Source organism: Variovorax sp. GW821-FHT09D07 (genome assembly GCF_059416345.1).
In genome coordinates this window covers 188,624-209,875 of sequence record NZ_JBWKOY010000003.1, presented here as the reverse complement: position 1 = coordinate 209,875, position 21,252 = coordinate 188,624, and the positions used below count along the sequence as shown (strand labels likewise).

Genomic DNA, 21,252 nt, shown 5'->3' with positions numbered 1-21,252 from the left:
CACCTTCTCAGCCCGCAGGCCGGCGCGTGAACGCGAGGATCAGCCCGAAGCCGACCATCATGCTGCCGCTGATGCGGTTGAACCAGCGCATCGCGCGGCTGCCATCGGCCAGGCGGCGCATGCGCGCGCCGAGCAGTGCATACAGCGCGATCGCGACCAGCTCGAACACCAGGAAGGTCACGCCCAGCAGCACGTAGCTCGACGCGTACGCACCGGGCACCACGAACTGCGGGAAGAAGGCGGTGAACACCAGGATGGCTTTCGGGTTGCCGGCCGCCACCGTGAACTCCTGGCGCACCAGCGCGCGCATCGACGGCGGGGCTGCTTCGTGCGCCTGCACCTGCGCGGTCGGTGCCGGCGCGCGCAGCAGCCGGACGCCGATCCACACGAGGTACGCGGCGCCGATGTACTTGATGACGTCGAAGGCCAGCTCCGACGCCACCAGCACCGCGCCCATGCCCAGGCCCGCGATGGCGATCATGACCGCGAAGGCCACCAGCCGGCCGCTCGCCGCGATCACGGCCGGCGACACGCCGTGCTTCGCGCCGTTGGTGACCGACAGCAGGTTGTTGGGGCCGAACGCCATGTTGATGGCGAAGCAGGCGGGCAGGAACAGCAGGTAGGCGGACAGGGTCATGGCGCATCCGGCGGTGGGGGTGGCGGGGTGACCATTATTTCAGCAGTCCGGGGTGGCGCGCCGCTCTGGCCGCGGTGCTCGTTTGCCCTCGCGCACAACCCACGAATCACGGAGGCACCGCTGTACGGCGTTGGCTGGTGCGTCCTTCGTCTCGCGGGTTTGCACCAATTTCATGACGAATATGGTGGGGCATCATTCGATTAATTGTTCAACAAAACATCAATCTAAGCTCAACCAAGATCGATCGGTTGAGACCTGGATACATGGTCGTGTTGACCAATTGCCGAGGCTCACGGCAACCGGCCGCGAGGCTTTCCTTGTCTGCACACACCACATTCATGGGAGCGATTCGTCATGGCAAGCGACTTTCATCCGAGCCCCTCTGCGGGGGACGACTGCGAAGCGAAGGACGCAGCGGGCGTCCCGCAGGGCGGCATCTCCTGGCGTCGGAATGCATTGGGGCTGGGCATCTGCGCGGCGGTACTGGCGGGATGCGGTGGTGGCAGCGGAAGTGGCGGGGCTGACCCGGCCACCGTCGCGGCCATTGCAGCAGCGATCGCCGCTGCCAACGCACTGCCGCCCGCACCGCCACCCACGACGAATCCCCCACCACCCGCGCCGCCGGTGATCCAGGCCAGGTGCGCGATGGACACCGGCGTCGCGGCCTCGTACGAAGAGCAGCGCCTGCCCAACAAGCTCAGCGCCAGCGATGCGACGAGCTTTTCGCAGCAGCTGCTGCAGGCCAGCGGCTTCGACAAGTTCGGGCCGGCGTTCGCACTCAAGCTGTGCAAGGACGGCCTGGCCGGCGCGTCGAGCTACGACGCGGCCGTCACCCTGCTGAAGGCCGAGGGCCAGCAGCTGTGGCAGGCCGCGGTGGACCGGGTGCAGGGCCGCAAGGTCGAGGGCAGCCTGCCGCAGAGCGACGACCGCATGCTGTACTGGGCGCGCCTGACCATGACGTTCGCGCTGCGCCAGTGGAAGCCCGACTTCCCGCTCGACGACGCACAGCGCGCCGCGCTGGAGAACGAATTCGAGCGCGCGTCGCGCGGCCAGTACGCGATCGACTTCCCGGAAGGCGCGGGCCACAAGCGCATCCTGGTCAGCGGCTTCGATCCCTTCACGCTGGGCACGCCGGGCGTTCACGACAACCCGAACATCCGCATCGGCAATCCCTCGGGCGCGACCATCCTCTCGCTGGACGGCAACACCGTGGCGCTGGGCGACGGCACCACGGCCATCATCCGCACCTTCATCCTGCCCGTGAACTACCCGCCCTTCCTGCAGGGCATGCAGGAAGACACGCTGGGGCCGTGGTTCAAGCCCGGGCCCAAGCGCGTGGACGCGTCCATCTCCATGAGCCAGGGCGGCGGTGCCTTCCACCTGGAGCACTTCAACGGCCGCTACCACCTGGCCAGCATCCCGGGCAACGACAACGTCTGGCCCGCCTGCATGGACGGCGACAGGTTCCCATCGGTGCTGGACTGCGACATCTATCCGCCGGAGCGCTGGCTCGGCTTCCTGCCGCGGCCCTGGGCCAAGGAGACGCCGCCGCAGTTCACGGTGTCGACGCTGCCGTTCCAGGCCATGATCGACGCGAAGACGGGCGAGGGCGTCATCAATCGCGACACCGGCACGCCCGGCGGCTGGGACGTGCTGCGGCGCGACACCTACTCCGTGCAGCCGTGCAAGAAAGACGCGCTGGGCCCGCTGGACAACAACTGCGCCAGCCGGGGCGGCGGCGGCAACTACCTCTCCAATGCGAGCGCGTACCGCAACACGCTGCTGCGCGACACCTTCAAGCTGAACATTCCCGCCGGGCACATCCACACGCCGGTCATGACGCGCTTCGGCGCGGGCAGCGACGGCAAGATCACGGATGCAACCTTCGAGGGCTTCCGCGATTCCATCGTGGCCCAGGGCCGCAACCTGGTGATCGCGATGGCGAAGACCCTGTCGGCGCCGGCACCCTGACAACGTTGCATCACAAGAAGGCATGGACATGAAACACCAACTCTTCATCGGCATCGTCGGCCTGGCGTTGTCGGGCGCGGCCCTGGCACAACCCACCGAGAGCTTCTACCTGATGCGCAACAAGGTCAGCGGCAAGGCCGTCTGCGCGCAGCATCCGATCAGCCCCGACTGGGTGCGCGAGGCCGGCCCCTTCAAGGACCAGGACTGCAAGGTCGCGGACAAGCCCGAGCCCCGGCGCTCCGACCTGCCGGCCAGCCCGCTCGAGCTGACCCCCAAGAAGAAGGAATAGCCGGCTTGGCCGTCGGCGCCACGGCGTGCATGGATTGCACGCCGCGGCTTCGCCTCGTTCATTCGTTTCCTCTCCCTCCCTTTTCCCTCTTTGCACTCCTGGAGCGTTTCCATGCGAAATCCCTACGCGCACGCCGTCGTCACTGCCTTCGCGGGCCTGGCCTTCTCCCTCGGCGCCCACGCCCAGACCAAGTGGGACCTGGCCAATGCCTACCCCGCGACCAACTACCACACCGAGAACATCACGCAGTTCGCCAAAGACGTGGACGCGGCCACCGGCGGCAAGCTGAAGATCACGGTGCATGCCAACGCGTCGCTGTTCAAGGCGCCCGAGATCAAGCGCGCCGTGCAAAGCGGCCAGGCCCAGGCCGGCGAGATCCTGCTGGCCAACTACGCCAACGAGAACCCGATCTACGCGCTGGACGGCGTGCCCTTCCTGGCCACCACGTACCCTGAGGCTCGCAAGCTCTACGACGCCTCCAAGCCCGCGATGGACAAGCTGCTGGCCGCCCAAGGCATCAAGGTGCTGTTTGTGGTGCCCTGGGCGCCGCAGGGCATCTACACCAAGAAGGAGATCGGCTCGGTGGCCGACCTGCGCGGCATCAAGTGGCGCGCCTACAGCCCGGCCACGGCCAAGATCGCTGAACTCATCGGCGCGCAGCCCGTGCAGATCCAGCAGGCTGAACTCAGTGCCGCCATGGCGACCGGCGTGATCGAGAGCTACATGAGCTCGGGCTCCACCGGCTACGACACCAAGACCTTCGAGCACATCAAGAACTTCTACGACACGCAGGCGTGGATTCCGAAGAACGCGATCCTCGTGAACGCCAAGGCCTTCGATGCGTTAGATGCGACCACCAAAGCAGCGGTGACCAAGGCCGCAGCCGACGCCGAGGCGCGCGGCTGGAAGGTCGCACAGGAGAAGAACGACGAGTACAAGCGCCTGCTCGCCGAGCGCGGCATGAAGGTGCACAAGCCTTCGCCCAAGCTGGACACCGACATGCGCCAGGTCGGCGGCATCATGCAGGCCGACTGGCTCAAGGCCGCTGGTGCAGACGGCGCGGCGATCGTCGACGCCTACAAGAAGAAGTAAGCCGTGAGGCGCTTCCTAGACCGCCTGTACAACGGTGCCGGCGCGCTCGGTGCGTTCTGCGTCTTCCTGATCTTCGTGCTGATGATCGTGGCCGGCGTGGGCCGGCAGATGAACTGGCACGTGAGCGGGCTCAATGACGCGGTGGCGTGGCTGTGCGCGGCGGCGGCCTTCTTCGCGATGGCGCATGCGTTCCGGCACGGCGACTTCGTGCGCGTCACGCTGCTGCTCGATGCCGTGCCGCCCAAGGTGCGCCGCGTGCTCGACGTGGCCTGCCTGCTGGTCGCCGCCGTGTCGGTCGCCTACCTGACCTACTGGGCCACCAGCTTCACCTACGAGAGCTACGAGTTCAAGGAAATGGCCACGGGCCTGCTCGTGATCCCGATCTGGATTCCGCAGTCGAGCTTCGTGATCGGCTGCTGGCTGCTCTTGATCGCCATGGTCGATGAGCTGGTGGGCGTGGTGCGCGGCGAAAAGCCCAGCTACCAGCGCGCCGTCGAAGAGCGCCACGCGGCGGGCGACTTCTCTTCCGACGTCTGAACGACAACAACAAAGACACCGATGCTCGAAACCCTTCTGATGGGCGCGCTGCTGCTCGGCATCATGCTGTTGCTGCTCGCCGGCGGCGTCTGGATCGCCATGACCCTGGCCATCGTCGGCTGGGTCGGCCAGGCCTTCTTCACCAACACGCTGCCCGGCAAGAACCTGTTCTCGGCCTTCTGGGAAAGCAATGCGAGCTGGGAGCTGGCGGCGCTGCCCCTGTTCATCTGGATGGGCGAGATCCTGTTCCGCACCAAGCTCAGCGAGGAGATGTTCGAAGGCCTGCGTCCGTGGCTCAACCGCGTGCCCGGCCGGCTCATGCACACCACCATCCTCGGCTGCGGCGTGTTCGGCTCGGTCTCGGGCTCCTCGGCCGCCACCTGCGCCACCATCGCCAAGGTGGCGCTGCCCGAGCTCAAGCGCCGCGGCTACAACGAGAAGCTGGCCATCGGCTCGCTGGCCACCGCCGGCACGCTGGGCATCCTGATCCCGCCGTCGATCACCATGGTGGTGTACGCCGTGGCAGCCGATGCTTCCATCATCCGCATCTTCCTGGCCGGCTTCCTGCCGGGCTTCTTGTTGATGCTGCTGTTCTCGGGCTACATCGGCTGGTGGAGCCTGCGCCACCCCGACCAGGTGCCGCCGGCCGACCCGCCCACCACCTTCATGGAAAAGATCAGGCTGTCGGGCAACCTCATCCCGTGCGCGCTGCTGATCGTGTTCATCGTCTGGGTGCTGGTGGCCGGCTGGGCCACGGCCACCGAGTGCGCGGCCTTCGGGGTGCTCGGCTCGCTGGCCATCGCGGCCTACGGCAAGAGCCTGACCTGGCAGAACTTCAAGGACGGGATCATGGGTGCCACGCGCACCAGCTGCATGATCATGTTCATCCTGGCCGGGGCTGCGTTCCTGACCAAGACCATGGCCTTCACCGGCATCCCGCGCGAGCTGGCCGAGTGGGTCGACAGCATGCACCTGTCGCCCTACGCGCTCATCGGCGCACTGGTGGTGGTGTACCTGGTGCTGGGCACGGCGCTGGACGGCATCTCGATGATCGTGCTGACCAGCGCGGTGGTGCTGCCGATGATCCAGAAGGCGGGCTTCGACCTGGTCTGGTTCGGCATCTTCGTGGTGCTGCTGGTCGAGATCGCCGAGGTCACGCCGCCGGTGGGCTTCAACCTGTTCGTGCTGCAGAACATGACGGGCAAGGACAGCAACGTGATCGCCAAGGCGGCCATTCCGTTCTTCTTCTGCCTCGTGCTGTGCATCGCGCTGATCACGCTGTTCCCGTCGATCGTGACGATCCTGCCTGACCTGGTGATGGGCAAGGAGCGCTAGCGCGGCAGCCCGCGCGGCGCGGGCGGATTCAACTAGTTGTCGAGTCCGCCGTCCGGCATCTGCCGCGCATACACCGCGAGCACGATGCGCTCGGAGTGGATGAGGTAGTCGTTCAGCGCCGCCGAGCCCTCGGCGAACTTGCCGGCCTCGATGAGCTCGAGCAGCTTCGTGTTCATGTCCACGTAGGGCGCGTGCAGGAACTCCGGGTCTTTCAGCAGCCCGAAGGCCAGCCGCAGCTCGACCAGGATGTGGGCGAACAGCACGTTGAGCCGCTCGCTGTCGGCCAGCTCGACGATGCCCTTGTGGAACTCCATGTTGGCCGTGCCCACGCCCAGCCAGTCGCCGGCGTCGCGGCATTTCAGCGCCATCTCGACCGCCTCGCGCATGTGCTTCTTGGCGGGGTGGCGCGGGTAGGCCTGCGCCAGCGCCTGGCACTCGATGAGCCGGCGCACGCGGTAGATGTCGATGATCGACGCGATGCTCGGCACCGCCACGAACACGCCGCGGTTCGGCGCGTGCTTGAGCAGGCCTTCCTTGGTCAGCGTGCGGAACACCTCGCGCAGGGTGTTGCGCGAAATCTCCAGGCTGTCGGCCAGCGCGGCCTCCGACAGCCGCTGCCCCGGCGAGAACTCGCCCTTCACGATCTTCTGGCGGATCAGCTCGGCCACGCGGTCGTTGAGCGTGAGCGCGCCGGCGGCCGGCGAGGCGGGGGAAGTGGGGGAATCCAGTCGGGTCATGCCGGTCGGTCGGAGGGGAAAAGAGAGGGGCGCAGCGAGCCTGCGTTGTAACAGACGGCCCCCGTGCCGCGCCGCGCCCGTGCACCGAAACGCGCCCGTTTCAGGGTTTTCATGGGGGTATTCAGGCACTGTTGTTGGGCACACTACATGAAATTGTTCAACAACTTGTTTGAAATGAGTGATTCATAAGAAATGAATTGCTCATTCATTGGCATGAGGTTTGCATCAATCGACCGCACCGGTGCCTCTGCGCCGGTGTTTTGCATTGCAACGAAAGACCAACCATGACACCTGAAGTCCCCCTGTGGCCGCTGATCGGCGTGGCCGTGATCATTGCGGGGTTCATCCTGCGCTTCAATCCGATGCTGGTCGTGATCGTCACGGCCATCGTCACGGCGTTCGCCGCCGGCTTCGGCCCGATGGCGATCCTCACGGCCATCGGCACCGGCTTCATCAAGACACGCAACCTGCCGCTGATCATTCTTCTGCCGCTGGCGGTGATCGGCCTGCTGGAGCGCCACGGCCTGCGCCAGCACGCGCAGAACTGGATCAGCCGCATCAAGTCGGCCACCGCCGGCCGCCTGCTGATCGTCTACCTCGCGGCGCGCGAACTCACGGCGGCCATGGGCCTGACCAGCCTGGGCGGCCATCCGCAGATGGTGCGTCCGCTGCTCGCGCCGATGGCCGAAGGCGCCACCGAGACGCGCTACGGCAAGCTGCCCGACCGCATCCGCCACAAGCTGCGCGCCTACGCCGCGGCCACCGACAACGTGGGCCTGTTCTTCGGCGAAGACATCTTCGTGGCCTTCGGCGCCATCGTGCTCATGACCACCTTCCTGCACGAAGCGGGCATCGACGTGGAGCCGCTGCACATCGCGATGTGGGGCATCCCGACGGCCATTGCCGCTTTCATCATCCACGCCTGGCGCCTGCGCCGGCTCGACCAGGCACTGGCCCGTGAACTGGGCGGCGCTGCAGAGGCCGACGTGCCCACCATCGCCGTGCCCGCCAAGGAAGGACGCTGAGCATCATGATCCTCTCGATCCAGCACCTGTACCTCCTGGTCGGCTTCATCCTCGCCGTCACGGCCGTGATGACGCTGGCCGACCGCCAGCACCCCAAGCGCTACACCAGCGCGCTCTTCTGGGGCATCTATGCGCTGGTCTTCCTGGTCGGCGACAAGCTGCCGCCCGCGCTCGTGGGCGTCGGCGCGATCGGCATGGCCGTCATTGCCGGCCTGCGCGGCGTCGGCGCGGGCAAGCACCGCGAGCCCACGCCCGAGCAGTACCAGGCCAGCGCCACGCGCCTGGGCAACAAGCTGTTCATTCCGGCGCTGGCGATCCCGCTGGTCACCGTGATCGGCACCGTGGGCATGAGCCACATCAAGCTCGGCGGCACGCTGCTGCTCGACCCCAAGAACACCACGCTGGTGAGCCTGGGCATCGGCTGCGTGGTGGCGCTGGCGCTGGCCTGCTGGCTGACGCGCGAGACGCCCGTGCAGGGCATGCGCGAGTCGCGCCGCCTGACCGACGCGCTCGGCTGGGCCGTGGTGCTGCCGCAGATGCTCGGCATGCTGGGCCTGGTGTTCTCCGACGCCGGCGTGGGCAAGGCGGTGGCGCACATCACCACCAGCTACATCAACATGGACATCCGCTTCGTCGCCGTGGCCGTGTACGTGCTGGGCATGGCGCTGTTCACCATCATCATGGGCAACGGCTTCGCGGCCTTCCCGGTGATGACGGGCGGCGTCGGCGTGCCGGTGCTGGTGGGCGTGTACCACGGCGACCCGGCCGTGATGGCGGCCATCGGCATGTTCTCGGGCTACTGCGGCACGCTCATGACGCCGATGGCGGCCAACTTCAACATCGTGCCCGCGGCCCTGCTGGAGCTGCCCGACAAGAACGCGGTGATCAAGGTGCAGATACCGACCGCGGCCGCGCTGCTGGTGGTCAACATCTTCCTGCTGTACTTCCTGATGTTCCGCTGAGGCACCGCGCATGACCACAGCCACCGATGCCAAGGCACGCCGCGTGCTGCTCGCGGGCTTCGAGCCCTTCGAGAACGACCCGGTCAACCCCGCGTGGGAGATCGCCCGCGCGCTCGACGGCTGGACCTGCGAAGGCGCCGTGGTGCAGGCGGTGCAGCTGCCCTGCGTGTTCGGCCGTGCCATCGACGCGCTCGACGCCGCGCTGGTCGGCCCGCCCCTGCAGCTGGTGCTGTGCATCGGCGCGGCGGGCGGGCGCACCGAGATCTCGATGGAGCGCGCCGCGCTGAACATCGACGACGCGCGCATCCCCGACAACGCCGGCCAGCAGCCCATCGACCTGCCCGTGGTCAGGGACGGCCCGGCGGCCTATTTCTCGACGCTGCCGATCAAGGCCATGGTGCGCGACATGCGCGCGGCGGGCCTGCCCGCGGCCGTGTCGAACAGCGCCGGCACCTTCGTGTGCAACCACATCTTCTACGCGCTCATGCACCGGCTCGCGACGCGCCCGGCGCTGGCGCACACGCGCGGCGGCTTCGTCCACGTGCCCTACCTGCCCGAGCAGGCCGCCTCCAAGCCCGGCGTGGCGAGCATGGCGCTGGCCGCACAGGTGGAGGCCTTCCGCGTGGCGATCCGCACCGCGCTCACCGTGCGCCACGACGTGCGCGAAACCGCCGGCCGGCTGCATTGATTCCTGAGGCGTGCGGTGCACGCCGGAGACCCCGATGAACATCGACTTGAACAGTGACCTCGGCGAAAGCCTCGGCGTCTGGCGCATGGGCGACGACGCCGCCATGCTCGACATCGTCAGCAGCGCCAACGTGGCCTGCGGCTTCCACGCCGGCGACCCCGCGGGCATCCTGCGCACGCTGCGCCAGGCGAAGGAACGCGGCGTGGCCGTGGGCGCCCACGTGGCCTACCGCGACCTCGTCGGCTTCGGCCGCCGCAACATGGACGTCGACAGCGCCGACCTGCGCGCCGACGTGATCTACCAGATCGGCGCCCTGAAGGGCCTGGCCGCCGCGGCCGGCACCGAGGTGCGCTACGTGAAGCCGCACGGCGCGCTGTACAACACCATCGCGCACGACGAGCGCCAGGCGCGCGACGTGATCGCCGCCCTGCGCGAGATCGACGCCAGCCTCGTGCTCGTCGCGCTCGCGGGCTCGCCGCTCGTGGGCTGGGCCGAGGCCCAGGGCCTGCGCGTGGTCGCCGAGGCCTTCGCCGACCGCGCCTACACGCCGCAAGGCACGCTGGTGTCGCGCCGCGAACCCGGCGCCGTGCTGCACGACGCGCACGACGTGGCCGAGCGCATGCTGCGGCTGGCCAACGAAGGCACCGTCACCGCCATCGACGGCAGCGTGGTGCGCATCCGCGCCGATTCGATCTGCGTGCACGGCGACAGCCCCGGCGCGGTCGAGATGGCGCGCCGCGTGCGCGAGCGGCTCGTGCAGGCCGGCGTGACGATCCGCCCCTTTGCCGAGGCAGCGACCGCATGACGACCTCGATGCGCTTTCTTCGCGTCAACCTGAATGCCGTGCTGGTCGAGCTCGACGACCTGGCGCAGACGCTCGCGCTGCTGGCCTCGCTGCGCGCGGAGCCCCTCGCCGGCATCGACGAGCTGGTGCCCGCCGCGCGCACCATCCTCATCACCTTCCGCCCCGCCGTGCTGTCGGCCGCCGCACTGGCACACGCCGTGCGCCAGCGAACGCTCGACGCCCGCGAGACGCGCATCGACAAGCGCATCGAGATTCCCGTGCGCTACGACGGCGAAGACATCGCCGAAGTGGCCGGCCTGCTCGGCATCACGCCCGACGAGCTGGTGCGCCGCCACACCGGCAGCGACTACACCGTCGCCTTCACCGGCTTCGCGCCCGGCTTCGCCTACCTGAGCGGCGGCCATCCGAGCCTGAACGTGCCGCGTCGCGCGGTGCCGCGCACCCGCATCCCTGCAGGCGCCGTCGGGCTCGCGGGCAGCTTCAGCGGCGTGTACCCGCAGGCCAGCCCCGGCGGTTGGCAGATCATCGGCGTGACCGACACGCCCATGTGGGACCTGTTGCGCGAAACGCCGGCGCTGCTGCAGCCGGGCGATGCGGTGCGCTTTGTCGATGTCACGTCGTTGAAGGTGGCGTTGCCTGTGGCCGAGCCCGTGGTTGCGGCGCCCGCGCCTGCGGCCGTTGAAGGCGGCAGTGCCTTCGAGGTCCGCGCCGCTGGCTTGCAAGCGCTGTGGCAGGACGGCGGTCGACATGGCCAGGCGCGGCAGGGCGTGTCCGCCTCCGGCGCGATGGACCAGCGCTCGCTGCAAGCTGCGAATCGATTGGTCGGCAATGCGTCGGATGCCGCGTGCCTCGAGCTGGCCTACGGCGGCTTCCAGTTCGTCTGCCGCGGCGACGCCGTGATGGCCGTCACCGGCGCCGACGGCCCGCTCACGCTGACCCGCGCCGACGGCGCGCAATGGCCGCTACCGCGCTACCAGCCCGTCGCGCTGGCCGATGGCGACACCGTCACCTTCGGCGAGCCCGTCGCCGGCATCCGCAGCTATCTGTCTGTGCGCGGCGGCTTTGCCGTGGCGCCCGTGCTCGGCAGCTGCGCGACCGACACGCTGGCCCGCATCGGCCCGCCGGCCGTGGTGGTGGGCGATGTGCTGCCCGTGCGCAGCGTTGCCATTGGCGCCGTCGTCGGCGCCACCGAAGCGCCGCCGAACGACCTGCCCACCGTGCAGGAAGAGGTCGTGCTCGACATCGTGCTCGGCCCTCGCACCGACTGGTTCACCGCCGACGCCGTCGAGCGCCTGTGCAGCCAGCCGTGGGTGGTGACGCCGCAATCGAACCGCGTCGGCATCCGCCTGAACGGCGAGCAGCCGCTGGTGCGTGCCAACACCGCCGAGCTGCCCAGCGAGGGCACGGCGCGCGGTTCGATCCAGGTGCCGCCCAGCGGCCAGCCCGTGCTGTTCCTGGCCGACCACCCGCTCACCGGCGGTTACCCCGTGATCGCGTCGGTCGCCACCCACCACCTGGACCGTGCGGGGCAGATCCCCGTGAACGCCCGCGTCCGCTTCCAACCGATGGACGGCTACGGCCCCATCGAACTTTGAGATCGAGAGTCCTGCGATGAAAAAAGTCCTGATTGCCAACCGCGGCGAAATCGCCGTGCGCATCGCACGCGCCTGCGCCGACCACGGCGTGCAGTCGGTCGCCGTCTACGCCGATCCCGACCTGAATGCGCTGCACGTGCGCCGCGCCGACGAGGCCTACGGCCTGGACGGCCACCGCCCGGCCGACACCTACCTGAACATTCCCAAGCTGCTGGCCATCGCCAAGCGCAGCGGCGCCGATGCCGTGCATCCTGGCTACGGCTTCCTTTCCGAAAGCGCGGCCTTCGCGCAGGCCGTGATCGACGCCGGCCTGACGTGGATCGGCCCTTCGCCCTCGGCCATCGCCACGTTGGGCGACAAGGTGCAGGCCCGCAAGCTCGCCCTGAAGGTCGGCGCACCGCTCGTCGCGGGCACGGCCGACCCGGTCAGCAACGCGGGCGAGGTGCTCGCCTTTGCCGAACAGCACGGCCTGCCGATCGCCATCAAGGCGGCCTTCGGCGGCGGCGGGCGCGGCATCAAGGTCGCGTGGCGGCTCGACGAGGTCGAAGGCCTCTACGAATCGGCCGTGCGCGAAGCCATCACCGCCTTCGGCCGCGGCGAGTGCTACGTCGAGCAATTCCTCGACCGCCCGCGCCACGTCGAGGCGCAGGTGCTCGCCGACACGCACGGCAACGTCGTCGTGCTCGGCACGCGCGACTGCTCGCTGCAGCGGCGCAACCAGAAGCTGGTCGAAGAAGCGCCCGCGCCCTTCCTGAGCGACGCACAGCGCGAGCGCATCCACCAGTCGGCGCGCGACATCTGCGCGGCCGCCGGCTACACCGGCGCCGGCACCGTCGAGTTCATGCTGAGCGCGAGCGGCGCGATTTCCTTCCTCGAGGTCAACACGCGCCTGCAGGTCGAGCACCCCGTGACCGAGGAGACCACCGGCATCGACCTCGTCATCGAGCAGCTGCGCATCGCCGAAGGCCTGCCGCTGTCCGTCAAGGAAACGCCCGCACCGCGCGGCCATTCCTTCGAGTTCCGCATCAACGCCGAAGACGTGGGCCGCGGCTTCCTGCCGACGCCCGGCCCTGTCCACGTGTTCGACGCCCCCTCGGGCCCGGGCGTGCGCGTGGACACCGGCGTGGACGCCGGCTCGCAGGTGCCCGGCACCTTCGACTCGCTGATGGCCAAGCTCATCGTCACCGGCGCCACGCGCGCCCAGGCCATCGCACGCGCACGCCGCGCCCTCAAGGAATTCCGCATCGAAGGCCTGGCCACGGTGCTGCCGTTTCACCGCGCGGTGATGGCGCACTCCGACTTCGTGTCGGAAGACGCTTTCAAGGTCCACACGCGCTGGATCGAGACCGATTTTGCGAACGACGAAGCGGCAGGCATGCGGCCTGATCCGTTGCCGGATGCGTCGCTGCACCGCACGGCCATCGAGATCGACGGGCGGCGCATGTCGCTGGGACTGCCTGCGGAGTTGCTGCGTGGGTTGGCGTCGGCGAGTGGTGGTGCTGTTGCTGCGCTTGGCGTTGTGGCGAACGCGCCGGCCGCCGATGCCGCTGCTGTGGCTGCGCCGGTGTCGGGCACCTTGCAAGGCTGGAAAGTCGAGGACGGCGACGAGGTCGCCGAAGGTGCGGTGATCGCGGTGATGGAGGCGATGAAGATGGAGATGCAGGTGGTTGCGCACCGCGCTGGGCGCATCGTGTTCGCGGCGGCGGCGGGGGGCTATGTGGCGGCTGGGACGGCGATTGCGCGCATTGGGTGAATGAGGGCGGCCGTCAAGGCTTGAGGAACAGGGCGACGAGTCCTGAAGCGATGCAAGGCGCGAACGTCACGGCGGCCATGTAGGTCTCGAGACGCGCGCTTGTATCGCGTGCGTCGATGAGTGGGTAGCGTGCTGCGGATTCTGCGAGGTGATGACAGAACCTGCAGCGGGCTTCTTCAGCTCTTGTCGAACACGCGCCGGTAGCGGCCGTGGCCGCGCGGTTCGCGCCGGCTGGCGGTGCCCAGGAGCTTCAATGCGAGCGTCGCCATCGTGCCTGCGTTGTCTCGCAGATCTTCCGCATCTGCATCCGTCATCAGAGGCAGTGTTCCCGGTTCTTTTGCATCCTGTGCGATCACGCGGCGTTCGAAGTTGTTGAGTTCATAGCCGCGGGCATAGTTGCGCAGGTTCGTCGCCCGAGAGGGGAGGGTCTCCTCTTCTGCCGCCTTCAGCAACCGGTCGTGCGTGGCTTTTTTCTGCTTGATGGCGGCCACGAAGTCCTCGCGGTTCTCCTTCGTGATGGGGCCGAGCATCCAGAACCCACCGTGCGAGTCGTGGACATACTTGTCGAAGAAGTCGTTGGCGGTTTGCGGAACATCCTTGGCGGCAGCGACGGCGCGCAGCAGGCGCTTTTCCACCTCGTTGGCGCGGGGCGGCTGGTCAACGTAGACGCCCGCTCTGGGAACGAACACCCGTCGGGGCTGGTTGGCCGCCTGGGCGGCCTTGATGTCTTCACGCCAGTCGAGTTCCGATTCCCAGAGATCTTGCTGGTCTTGCTCTTTGGATGCCTTGTAGCTCGCCATGGCCTTGAAGGTGGCATCGTCGCTCTTGGACGCACGCCAGCGCCAATACAGTTCCATGTGATAACGCATGCGGTTTTGCACGGGCTCGCCCCCGTTGGCGACGTTCTGCTTTTCCTCCGTCGTGGTCCAGGCTGCGTAGTCGCTGAAGGCTTTATCGAGCCCAGGGTCGACCTTGAAGTCTCGCTCGATCACCGCGTCCATCTCGTTCAATGGGCGGACTCGCACGCCTGCCGAAACTGCCTCGAAATACATATCCATCAAGGGAATCTGCGAGAGCAATGAGGTACGTCCGCCTACGCCTTTTCCCTGGGACTTCGACGGGTAGCCTCCGCCCAGGTCAGAGTGGGCCCCCGGATAGACGAACTCCTTGGTGTTCGGCGGGTAGCTCGTGGCCCTGATGCGCGCCGTAGACAGCGGAAACGACTGGCGTATTTCATGGGCCGCCACATAGTGAACGGTCTGTTTGACACCGTGGATGTCCATGGTGCCGTCAGCCCAGTCCTGAAAGCCTTCGCCAACGGGCGATGAATCGGCCAGCCCGACAGACGCCACGGTGTCGAAGATGCCCAGGAAATGAAGCTCCAGCGTCGCTTCGCCGATCGTCATGTTCTCGGCGACCAGCTGGATCCACTGGCAAAAGGCGCGCGCTTCGGCTGCACCACGCGAAAAGCCGAAGACCGACAGATGCATCTTGGTCACCCGCGGCCGCTGGTCCTTGATGGCTTTCAGCAGGCGCTCTTGAATGCCCCTGAAGATGCTGATCATCTTGTTGTCGCTCAAGCGCCACCAGGTCTTCAGCCGGTCGGTGCAGAGCTCCTTCATCTCGTCCGGCTGGATGAGGTCGGACGTGTGATACGCCCGATGCAATGCGTTGTAGACCTGAATCAAGGCCCAATGGATGCGTGCCTCACCACCGGTGCCGAAACGCTTGCCGTTGTCCAGTTCCTTGTCCTCGCCGATCTCGGGGAAGTGCGTGCCGACGCCGGGTATGTAGTAGCGAAAATTCTCGACCTTGTCGTCCTTGTGCGCGTTGAAGAGACTGACCACGTTCGTGTGGCTTTGGTCGCGTGTGTCGCGAATCAGGTTGTTGTTGGTGCCGTCGAAGAACAGGCCCACATGGATCTCTTTGGCGCAACTCAGGGCATCGGCCTTGCTCGGGTCGGCGCTGGCGGCGCGTTGGCACAGTTCGCGTGCGGTCAGTGTCCGGTCGGCGCGCGAGTGGTCGCCAGGCAGTGCGGGCTGGTAGTTCGCGCCGCCCGGGTCGTTGTCCCACCAGTCGCCTGTGGGCGCTGTGGGTAGCGGTCGATAGGTCGAGGACCATGTTTCGGCCCTGCCTGCCCCGTCCGACCACACCAGTATCTGCAGCCCTGTTTCCTTGAGGATGCACTCGGCTGTACAGAGTTCGATGGTCTTGAAGTAGAAGCAGCGCTTGTCGTAGGTGTTGGCGTCAAAGCTGACCTCGTACCAGCCTTCGCGAAATTCGTCCATGTGTCGCTCCCCGGGTTCTTTGGGATGTTTCTTGGCTGACCTGGCTCACCATTTCCAATTGGGTGGTTTCACGGGGTACGCAGGGCCGGGGTAGTCCTTGGCCCCTGCCCCCTTGCTGGAAATGATCAGCCGAACTTCACCTCCGGAAAGGAAGTGGATGTTGAGCGTGCTGCCCGGGACGTCATATTTTTCGATCGGGACGACTTTCTCGTGCCACTGCTGGACATACGCCTCCGGCCGCCTGTCACCGGGAATCCCGCTGGATGTAGCCCACCTCACTTTCGCGCTGAGGCCCGGACGCCATTTGGCGGGGTAGGAGATGCAGCAGACGAAGCTTCCGCCGCCACCGTAGGCGCTTGAGTGCCCGGCGAAGATGCCATCGACGTACGGTTCGATGTGGTCGCCCGTGTGGTTGTACGGGCTGAGGTTGGCGCTGTAGCTTTCTGACGTGCGCTCCTTGCTGCTGCAAGCAGCCAGCGGGAGCACCAGCAGTGCCAATGCGCAAAGTGTCAGGGTGGTCGTGCGTTTCATGACGTGTGGCCTTTCAATGCGTTCACGTGTTGTGTCTCGGGTTTCCGAAAATTCTTGCTCGCCTTGAGTCACCACTTCCAGCTCGACGGCTTCACCGGGTAGTCGGGGCCGGGGTAGCCCTTCGCGCCGGAGCCCTTGCTGGAGATGACCAATCGAACATCGCCCTCAGCCAGGAAGTGCACGTTGAGCGTGCTGCCTGGGATGTCGTATTTGTCGATCGGGACGACCTTCTTGTGCCAGTGCGGCTTGATAGCGTCGGGACGCGTATCGCCTGGAATCCCGCTCGAGGTTGTCCACTCCACCGTTGCGCTGAGTCCGGGACGCCATTGAGCCGGATAGGAGATGCAGCACACAAAGCTGCCGCCACCGCCGTAGGGGCGCGAATTGCCGCCACCTGCCCCATCCACATAGAACTCGTGGATGTAGTCCTCTGTGTGGTTGTAGGCACTGAGGTTGGCGCTGTAGCTTTCAGCTGCCGGCTTCTTGCTGCTGCAAGCTGCCAGCGGCAGTACTGCCAGTGCGCAAAGCGTCAGGAGCGCGGTGCGTTTCATGGCGCGTGGCTTTTCAAGGTGCGCATAGGTTGTTTGCCTCATGTTGCTCACCATTTCCAATCCGGCGGCTTCACCGGAGAGGCGGGGCCAGGGTAGCCCTTGGCGCCGGCCCTCATGTTGGAGACGACCAGCCGCACTTCGTGGTTCGGCAAGAAGTGCACGTTCATCAGACCACCCGGCACGTCATATCGATCGATCGGAACGACCCTCTCGTGCCAGCGGGGCGTGATGGCTTCGGGGCGCTTGTCGCCAGGAATTCCGCTCGATGTCGTCCATTTCACCGTCGCGCTGAGCCCGGGACGCCATTGAGCTGGAGCAGAGATGCAGCACACGAAACTGCCGCCGCCTCCGTACGGACTCGAGTTGCCGCCACCCGCTCCGTCCACATAGAACTGATGGATGTAGTCCTCTGTGTGGTTGTAGGGGCTGAGACTGGCGCTGTAGCTTTCAGCCGCCGACTTCTTGCTGCTGCAAGCCACCAGCACCAGCACGCAAAGAACCAGGAGAGCAAAGCGCTTCATGAAGCCTTACCCTCCAACGCCTTCCACAGTTCGTCGCTCCAGCCCTTCATCAGGCCCGACAGGCTGGTGCCTTGCGCGACGGCCTTCCATGTGGCCGACAGATCGGGATGCTGATAAAAGTCATCGCCGCAGGTCAGCGAGAGCACCACGAACTGCAGCCGGTCGGGGTTGCCTGCCACGTGCAGGCGCGTGGCAACCGCGAGCGCGCGCTGGAGCCGCTGATGAAACGCCGCCCGGTCGGTCTGCGGCACCAGCTGCGACACCGTCTCGAGCAACTGCGCAAAGATGCCGTCGGCTTCCGAGGCATCCAGGAGCGTCGCGAATTGCGATGCATCGAGTTCGAGATGGTCGCGGGCATCGGCCACACCGTCCTTCCCAGAAGCTGCAAACCAGTTGCCGACCACGGCACCGCTGCGATCGAACCACTGCCATTGCGAGATGGCCTGCGCCACGCGCCGTGCCTGTGGCTCGGCCAGCGTGGCAAGCAGCGTCGGAAGCACGCGCACATCGCCCATGCGGCAGTGCAGCTTCAAGCCGTCGTGCCGCGCCTGCGCAAGGTAGCCGAAGCAGGCCTGCAAATCCGCAGCGGCGTGGCTGGAGGCGATCCAGCTGAATGCGGGCGCCGCCGGGTCGATCGTGGCGAGGCGCCGCAAGCCCTCGGTGCGCACCTCGTCGTCCAGTGGCAGCTCCAGCAGCTGCGGTCCCCTTGCGCCATAGGCCTCCAACGGTGTGTTGGCCAGCGCATTGACGTGCGACCACTCGTTGCGGCGCAGCACCGATGCGAGGCGCGCCGGGTCGAGCAAGGCCGCATCGACCAGCAACCAGAGGCCGACGGATGACGGTTGGGCGTCGACCATCGCTTGCACGGCATGGGCAAGGTGGAGGGGGTCGATCGGATCGGTCGCGAATTCCAACGCCACGCTCACTGCAAGGCGGAGAAGGGGGCTCCGCTTTGTGCCGCCTTCAGCATGCACTCGATGCAGATGCTCTGCGGGAACAGCGGCAGCCCATACGGCGAGCTTGTCGGCCCGGCCAACTTCCGCTGCACCGAGTGATAAGTGATCTTCCCCGGACACTCGAAAGTGATGTCCCCATCCTGCAGCGTGATCGACGCGCCCTGCGCCGTCGCGATGCGGATCTTCTTCTTGGCTGCGAACTCCACCGTCTGGTCGGTGCTGGCGATCTTCAGGGCCTCTTTGGCCTGCACGCGCAGTTCGTCGTGCTGCGCCTGGAAGTCCAGGTCGTCGTTGCCCGCGATGACCGACAGGCCCGTGTCGGCATCGGCCTTCTGCGCCCCGGCCAGCACGCCGATGGCCTGACCGCTGTGCACGCGCAGCACGTCGGCCAGCGCCAGGTTGATGTCGCCGCCGCTGGCTAGCGTGGCGGTCTCGCCGCTGACGACCTGCAGCTGCTGGCCGGCCACCATCGCCAGGCCGCCGCGTGCGGCTAGCGCGATCACGGCGTCGCTCGTGTGCGGCACCTTGCCTTCGCCGGTGGCGATGGCCTTGTCTGCCGCATCTGCGTAGGCAGTGTCGAGCGCATCGGCCGTCACCATGCCGCTGGCGGTGCGCTCCATCGCGGCGTACGGGGCGCGTTCCTTGTCGAGCTGCGATTCGTTGGCCTTGCCGGCCCCGATGTGCCCTGCCATCTGCACGGTCTCGTGGGTCTTGGCCGCATCGCTCAGCGCCTGGCCCAGTTGCTGCACCTGCTTGAGCAGCGCCATGCCGGCGGCGAAGTCGCCCACGGGCTCCAGCTTCTGGCCGCCTGCGCCGTGGTACGTGCTCAGCAAGACGCCCTTGCCCCCTCGCAGCGCCGCATAGCCGTCGGTGCGCAGCTCCAGGCCCTGGCCTCGGAAGCTGCCGCGGAAGTTGTCGGCCTGGTGGATGAGGTGGCCCAGGTTCAGCTGGCTGTGGGCGGTGCTCGCATGCAGCTGCACGCGCAGCTGCTGGTTCGAATCGTCGAACACCAGCTGGCTGAAGCCCTCGCCGCCGAACTCCTTGGTCTTGAAGCCGCTCAGGGCGGCCGCATTGCGGTGGCCCTTGTCGTCGGCGCTGGCGCCGTGCCAGGGCGGGGCGTGGCCTGCCGCGAGGTTGGCCTGGGCGCTGGGCGAGGCATTGCTCGCCTGGGCGAAGACGTCGTTGTTGTCGTTGCTGCCCTGTTCGCTGTTCTCACTGGTGCGCGATGCGCCGCCGGGCGTGGGGGCGATGCCGCCGTCGCCACGGCCGTTGTACAGCGCGCCGACGATGACGGGCTGGTCCACATCGAGGTCGACGAACTTGACCAGCACTTCCTGCCCGATGCGTGGCAGCCACTGCCAGCCCATGCCGGGGCCCGCCTGGCGCTGGGCCACGCGGATCCAGCGGGTGCTGCGGTTGTCCTGGGCGCTGTCTCCATTGCTGTTGCCGTTCTCGCTCGATCCGTTCTGCCAGTGGAAGCGCACGCGCACGTCGCCGCGGTCGTTGCAGTACAGCTCGTCGGCGCCATTGGGCGAGGTCTCGCCCGAGGGGCCGACCACGATGGCGCTGTGCACGCCGCTGGCCGTGGGCCTGGCATGCAGGCGTGCGCCATCGGCCGCGGCCAGTGCCGGGCGCCAGGGGCGTGGGGCGTGCACGCCGGAGAAGCTGTTGGCGTAGCCCTGGGCCTGGGCGGTGGCCAGGCTCTGGGGCTGCGGGTAGAGGTTGTTAGCGTTGCTTGTTGCCACTGCTGCAGACACCAGCCCGAACACATCGGCTTCGGCCGTCACGGGAGCGCAGGGCTGGTCGAACACGAGGTGTTCCGTCAGCGCGCCCAGCTGCGCCTCAATCGATGCGGACGTGTCCTTGGGCAGGTTGTTGATGCCCACGTGTTCGACGGTGTCCAGCAGCAGTGCGGGCCTGGCCTGCAAGCCCAATGCGGGGGCGTCGTCGATCTCGAGGCGCGTGCCCGCGCGCAAGGTGCGCACGGTGCTGTGGCCCAGCATCAGGTCGGCGCGGCATTCGGCCGCTTCCATCATCAAGGCGGCATAGCGCTCGACGGTGCGGTTCGTGTCCCAGCCGCGGCTGCGGTCGTTCAGGCCGAGCACGTCGTCGTACTCCAGGCGCGGGGCGTTCTTGCCGCCCACGGGAAAACGCGCCGGGGCGCTGCCTGTGAGTTGGCGCTTGCCGTCGACGTTCCAGGCGCTCAGGTGCACCTGGGCCACCGACTGGCGCATGCGCCGCACCAGCGCTTGCACGGCGTCGCTGCGTTCCTGCGAACTCTTGCGGTGAAAGCGAACGGGCGAGCCTGCATCGGCGGGCTGGGTGTCGTTGGACGAGAAGATGACGAGCTTGTGGCCCGTCGGAGCCTGGGCGTCTTCCTCGATGCGCCAGGCCAGGCCTTCTTCGGCCAGCAGGCGCGAGAAGAAGTCGTAGTCGCTCTCTCGGTACTGGGTGCAGTAGGTGCGAACGGGGGCGTCGGCCAGGAAGCTGTTCACTTCGGAAGAGAAGGCCCAGCTGCCCGCATCCGCATACGGCGCGAGCACGCGTTCGATGATGTCTGCCACGCTGCGCTGCTGGAAGACCTGGCTGCGCCCTTGCTGGGTGGCCAGCCAGAGCCAGGGCACGAGCGTGAGGCGGTAGCGGGCCAGGCCGCCATCGGCGCCCAGCGATTCGACGGCGCGGATCAGGCCGGTGCGTCGGCCCATGGCGCCGTCGGCCAGCACGGTGACCAGCGTCAGCGGTTGATCAATCAGCGATGAAAGTGCCAAGTCCGCGCGCAGGCTCAGGCACACGATGCGCAGCTCGAACAGCTGCGACACCGCCTCGCGCTGCACCCAGCCTTCCACGCGCAGGGCGTCGATGCTCTCGCGCGCGGCGGACGAAGACGATGAAGCGGCGCTGGGCGCTTCGAGTCGATACAGCCGCGCCGTCTGGCTCAGCTCGGCCCACAGGGCGCTGCGGTCAGCGGAAGGCATCGGG

The 21,252-nt window shown here is 67.3% G+C and carries 19 protein-coding genes; 11 read left to right on the top strand and 8 right to left on the bottom strand.

Going from position 1 to position 21,252, the window contains the following annotated elements:
* Window positions 1-7 precede the first annotated feature (7 nt).
* Window positions 8-637: a LysE family translocator gene (locus tag AC07OX_RS12405; RefSeq protein WP_495261402.1), complete on the bottom strand. Its 630-nt coding sequence runs from the start codon at window positions 635-637 to the stop codon at window positions 8-10.
* A gap of 354 nt (window positions 638-991) precedes the next feature.
* Here AC07OX_RS12405 and AC07OX_RS12400 point away from each other — a divergent pair, with 354 nt between their 5' ends.
* The 5 genes from AC07OX_RS12400 (at window position 992) to AC07OX_RS12380 (ending at window position 5,861) form a co-directional block, all read left to right on the top strand.
* Complete coding sequence (locus tag AC07OX_RS12400) at window positions 992-2,608, top strand: PA0049 C-terminal domain-containing protein (protein WP_495261403.1); 1,617 nt, start codon at window positions 992-994, stop codon at window positions 2,606-2,608.
* Between the two features lie 28 nt (window positions 2,609-2,636).
* Window positions 2,637-2,897, top strand: coding sequence for a hypothetical protein (locus AC07OX_RS12395; protein ID WP_495261404.1), 261 nt, complete (start codon window positions 2,637-2,639; stop codon window positions 2,895-2,897).
* 111 nt (window positions 2,898-3,008) lie between these two features.
* Window positions 3,009-3,989 carry a TRAP transporter substrate-binding protein gene (locus tag AC07OX_RS12390; RefSeq protein ID WP_495261405.1) on the top strand — a complete coding sequence of 327 codons (981 nt, stop codon included), beginning with the start codon at window positions 3,009-3,011 and terminating at the stop codon, window positions 3,987-3,989.
* A gap of 3 nt (window positions 3,990-3,992) precedes the next feature.
* Window positions 3,993-4,526, top strand: coding sequence for a TRAP transporter small permease (locus AC07OX_RS12385; RefSeq protein WP_062468676.1), 534 nt, complete (start codon window positions 3,993-3,995; stop codon window positions 4,524-4,526).
* Window positions 4,527-4,547: 21 nt separating this feature from the next.
* On the top strand, window positions 4,548-5,861 hold the full coding sequence (locus AC07OX_RS12380) for a TRAP transporter large permease (protein WP_495261406.1): 1,314 nt from the start codon (window positions 4,548-4,550) through the stop codon (window positions 5,859-5,861).
* A 32-nt stretch (window positions 5,862-5,893) separates the two neighbouring features.
* On the opposite strand, the gene AC07OX_RS12375 is transcribed toward AC07OX_RS12380, so the two are convergent.
* Window positions 5,894-6,598: a GntR family transcriptional regulator gene (locus tag AC07OX_RS12375; RefSeq protein ID WP_235944293.1), complete on the bottom strand. Its 705-nt coding sequence runs from the start codon at window positions 6,596-6,598 to the stop codon at window positions 5,894-5,896.
* A 284-nt stretch (window positions 6,599-6,882) separates the two neighbouring features.
* Between AC07OX_RS12375 and AC07OX_RS12370 the strand changes: the two genes are divergently transcribed.
* Genes AC07OX_RS12370 through AC07OX_RS12345 form a run of 6 tightly spaced genes read left to right on the top strand, consistent with a single transcriptional unit; the run spans window position 6,883 to window position 13,426 of the window.
* Window positions 6,883-7,623 carry a DUF969 domain-containing protein gene (locus AC07OX_RS12370; protein WP_495261407.1) on the top strand — a complete coding sequence of 247 codons (741 nt, stop codon included), beginning with the start codon at window positions 6,883-6,885 and terminating at the stop codon, window positions 7,621-7,623.
* Between the two features lie 5 nt (window positions 7,624-7,628).
* On the top strand, window positions 7,629-8,585 hold the full coding sequence (locus AC07OX_RS12365) for a DUF979 domain-containing protein (RefSeq protein WP_095747223.1): 957 nt from the start codon (window positions 7,629-7,631) through the stop codon (window positions 8,583-8,585).
* Window positions 8,586-8,595: 10 nt separating this feature from the next.
* Window positions 8,596-9,273, top strand: coding sequence for a pyroglutamyl-peptidase I (gene pcp / locus AC07OX_RS12360; RefSeq protein ID WP_495261408.1), 678 nt, complete (start codon window positions 8,596-8,598; stop codon window positions 9,271-9,273).
* 34 nt (window positions 9,274-9,307) lie between these two features.
* Window positions 9,308-10,078 carry a LamB/YcsF family protein gene (locus AC07OX_RS12355; RefSeq protein ID WP_495261409.1) on the top strand — a complete coding sequence of 257 codons (771 nt, stop codon included), beginning with the start codon at window positions 9,308-9,310 and terminating at the stop codon, window positions 10,076-10,078.
* Window positions 10,079-10,086: 8 nt separating this feature from the next.
* Window positions 10,087-11,673, top strand: a complete 1,587-nt coding sequence (locus AC07OX_RS12350) for a 5-oxoprolinase subunit B/C family protein (protein ID WP_495261517.1) — start codon at window positions 10,087-10,089, stop codon at window positions 11,671-11,673.
* A 16-nt stretch (window positions 11,674-11,689) separates the two neighbouring features.
* Complete coding sequence (locus AC07OX_RS12345; RefSeq protein WP_495261410.1) at window positions 11,690-13,426, top strand: acetyl/propionyl/methylcrotonyl-CoA carboxylase subunit alpha; 1,737 nt, start codon at window positions 11,690-11,692, stop codon at window positions 13,424-13,426.
* 176 nt (window positions 13,427-13,602) lie between these two features.
* Here the strand turns inward: AC07OX_RS12345 and AC07OX_RS12340 are convergent, their stop codons facing one another.
* The 6 genes from AC07OX_RS12340 to AC07OX_RS12315 form a co-directional block, all read right to left on the bottom strand.
* Window positions 13,603-15,714, bottom strand: a complete 2,112-nt coding sequence (locus AC07OX_RS12340; RefSeq protein WP_495261411.1) for a T6SS phospholipase effector Tle1-like catalytic domain-containing protein — start codon at window positions 15,712-15,714, stop codon at window positions 13,603-13,605.
* A gap of 45 nt (window positions 15,715-15,759) precedes the next feature.
* Window positions 15,760-16,245 (bottom strand): DUF3304 domain-containing protein, encoded by a 486-nt coding sequence (locus AC07OX_RS12335; RefSeq protein ID WP_159279246.1) that lies wholly within the window; start codon window positions 16,243-16,245, stop codon window positions 15,760-15,762.
* A 68-nt stretch (window positions 16,246-16,313) separates the two neighbouring features.
* Window positions 16,314-16,796, bottom strand: coding sequence for a DUF3304 domain-containing protein (locus tag AC07OX_RS12330; protein WP_495261412.1), 483 nt, complete (start codon window positions 16,794-16,796; stop codon window positions 16,314-16,316).
* A gap of 47 nt (window positions 16,797-16,843) precedes the next feature.
* Window positions 16,844-17,317 (bottom strand): DUF3304 domain-containing protein, encoded by a 474-nt coding sequence (locus AC07OX_RS12325; RefSeq protein WP_495261413.1) that lies wholly within the window; start codon window positions 17,315-17,317, stop codon window positions 16,844-16,846.
* Window positions 17,314-18,231, bottom strand: a complete 918-nt coding sequence (locus tag AC07OX_RS12320) for a DUF4123 domain-containing protein (RefSeq protein WP_495261414.1) — start codon at window positions 18,229-18,231, stop codon at window positions 17,314-17,316. The genes AC07OX_RS12325 and AC07OX_RS12320 overlap by 4 nt, the downstream gene beginning before the upstream one ends.
* An 8-nt stretch (window positions 18,232-18,239) precedes the next feature.
* On the bottom strand, window positions 18,240-21,248 hold the full coding sequence (locus tag AC07OX_RS12315) for a type VI secretion system Vgr family protein (protein ID WP_495261415.1): 3,009 nt from the start codon (window positions 21,246-21,248) through the stop codon (window positions 18,240-18,242).
* Window positions 21,249-21,252: the final 4 nt, after the last annotated feature.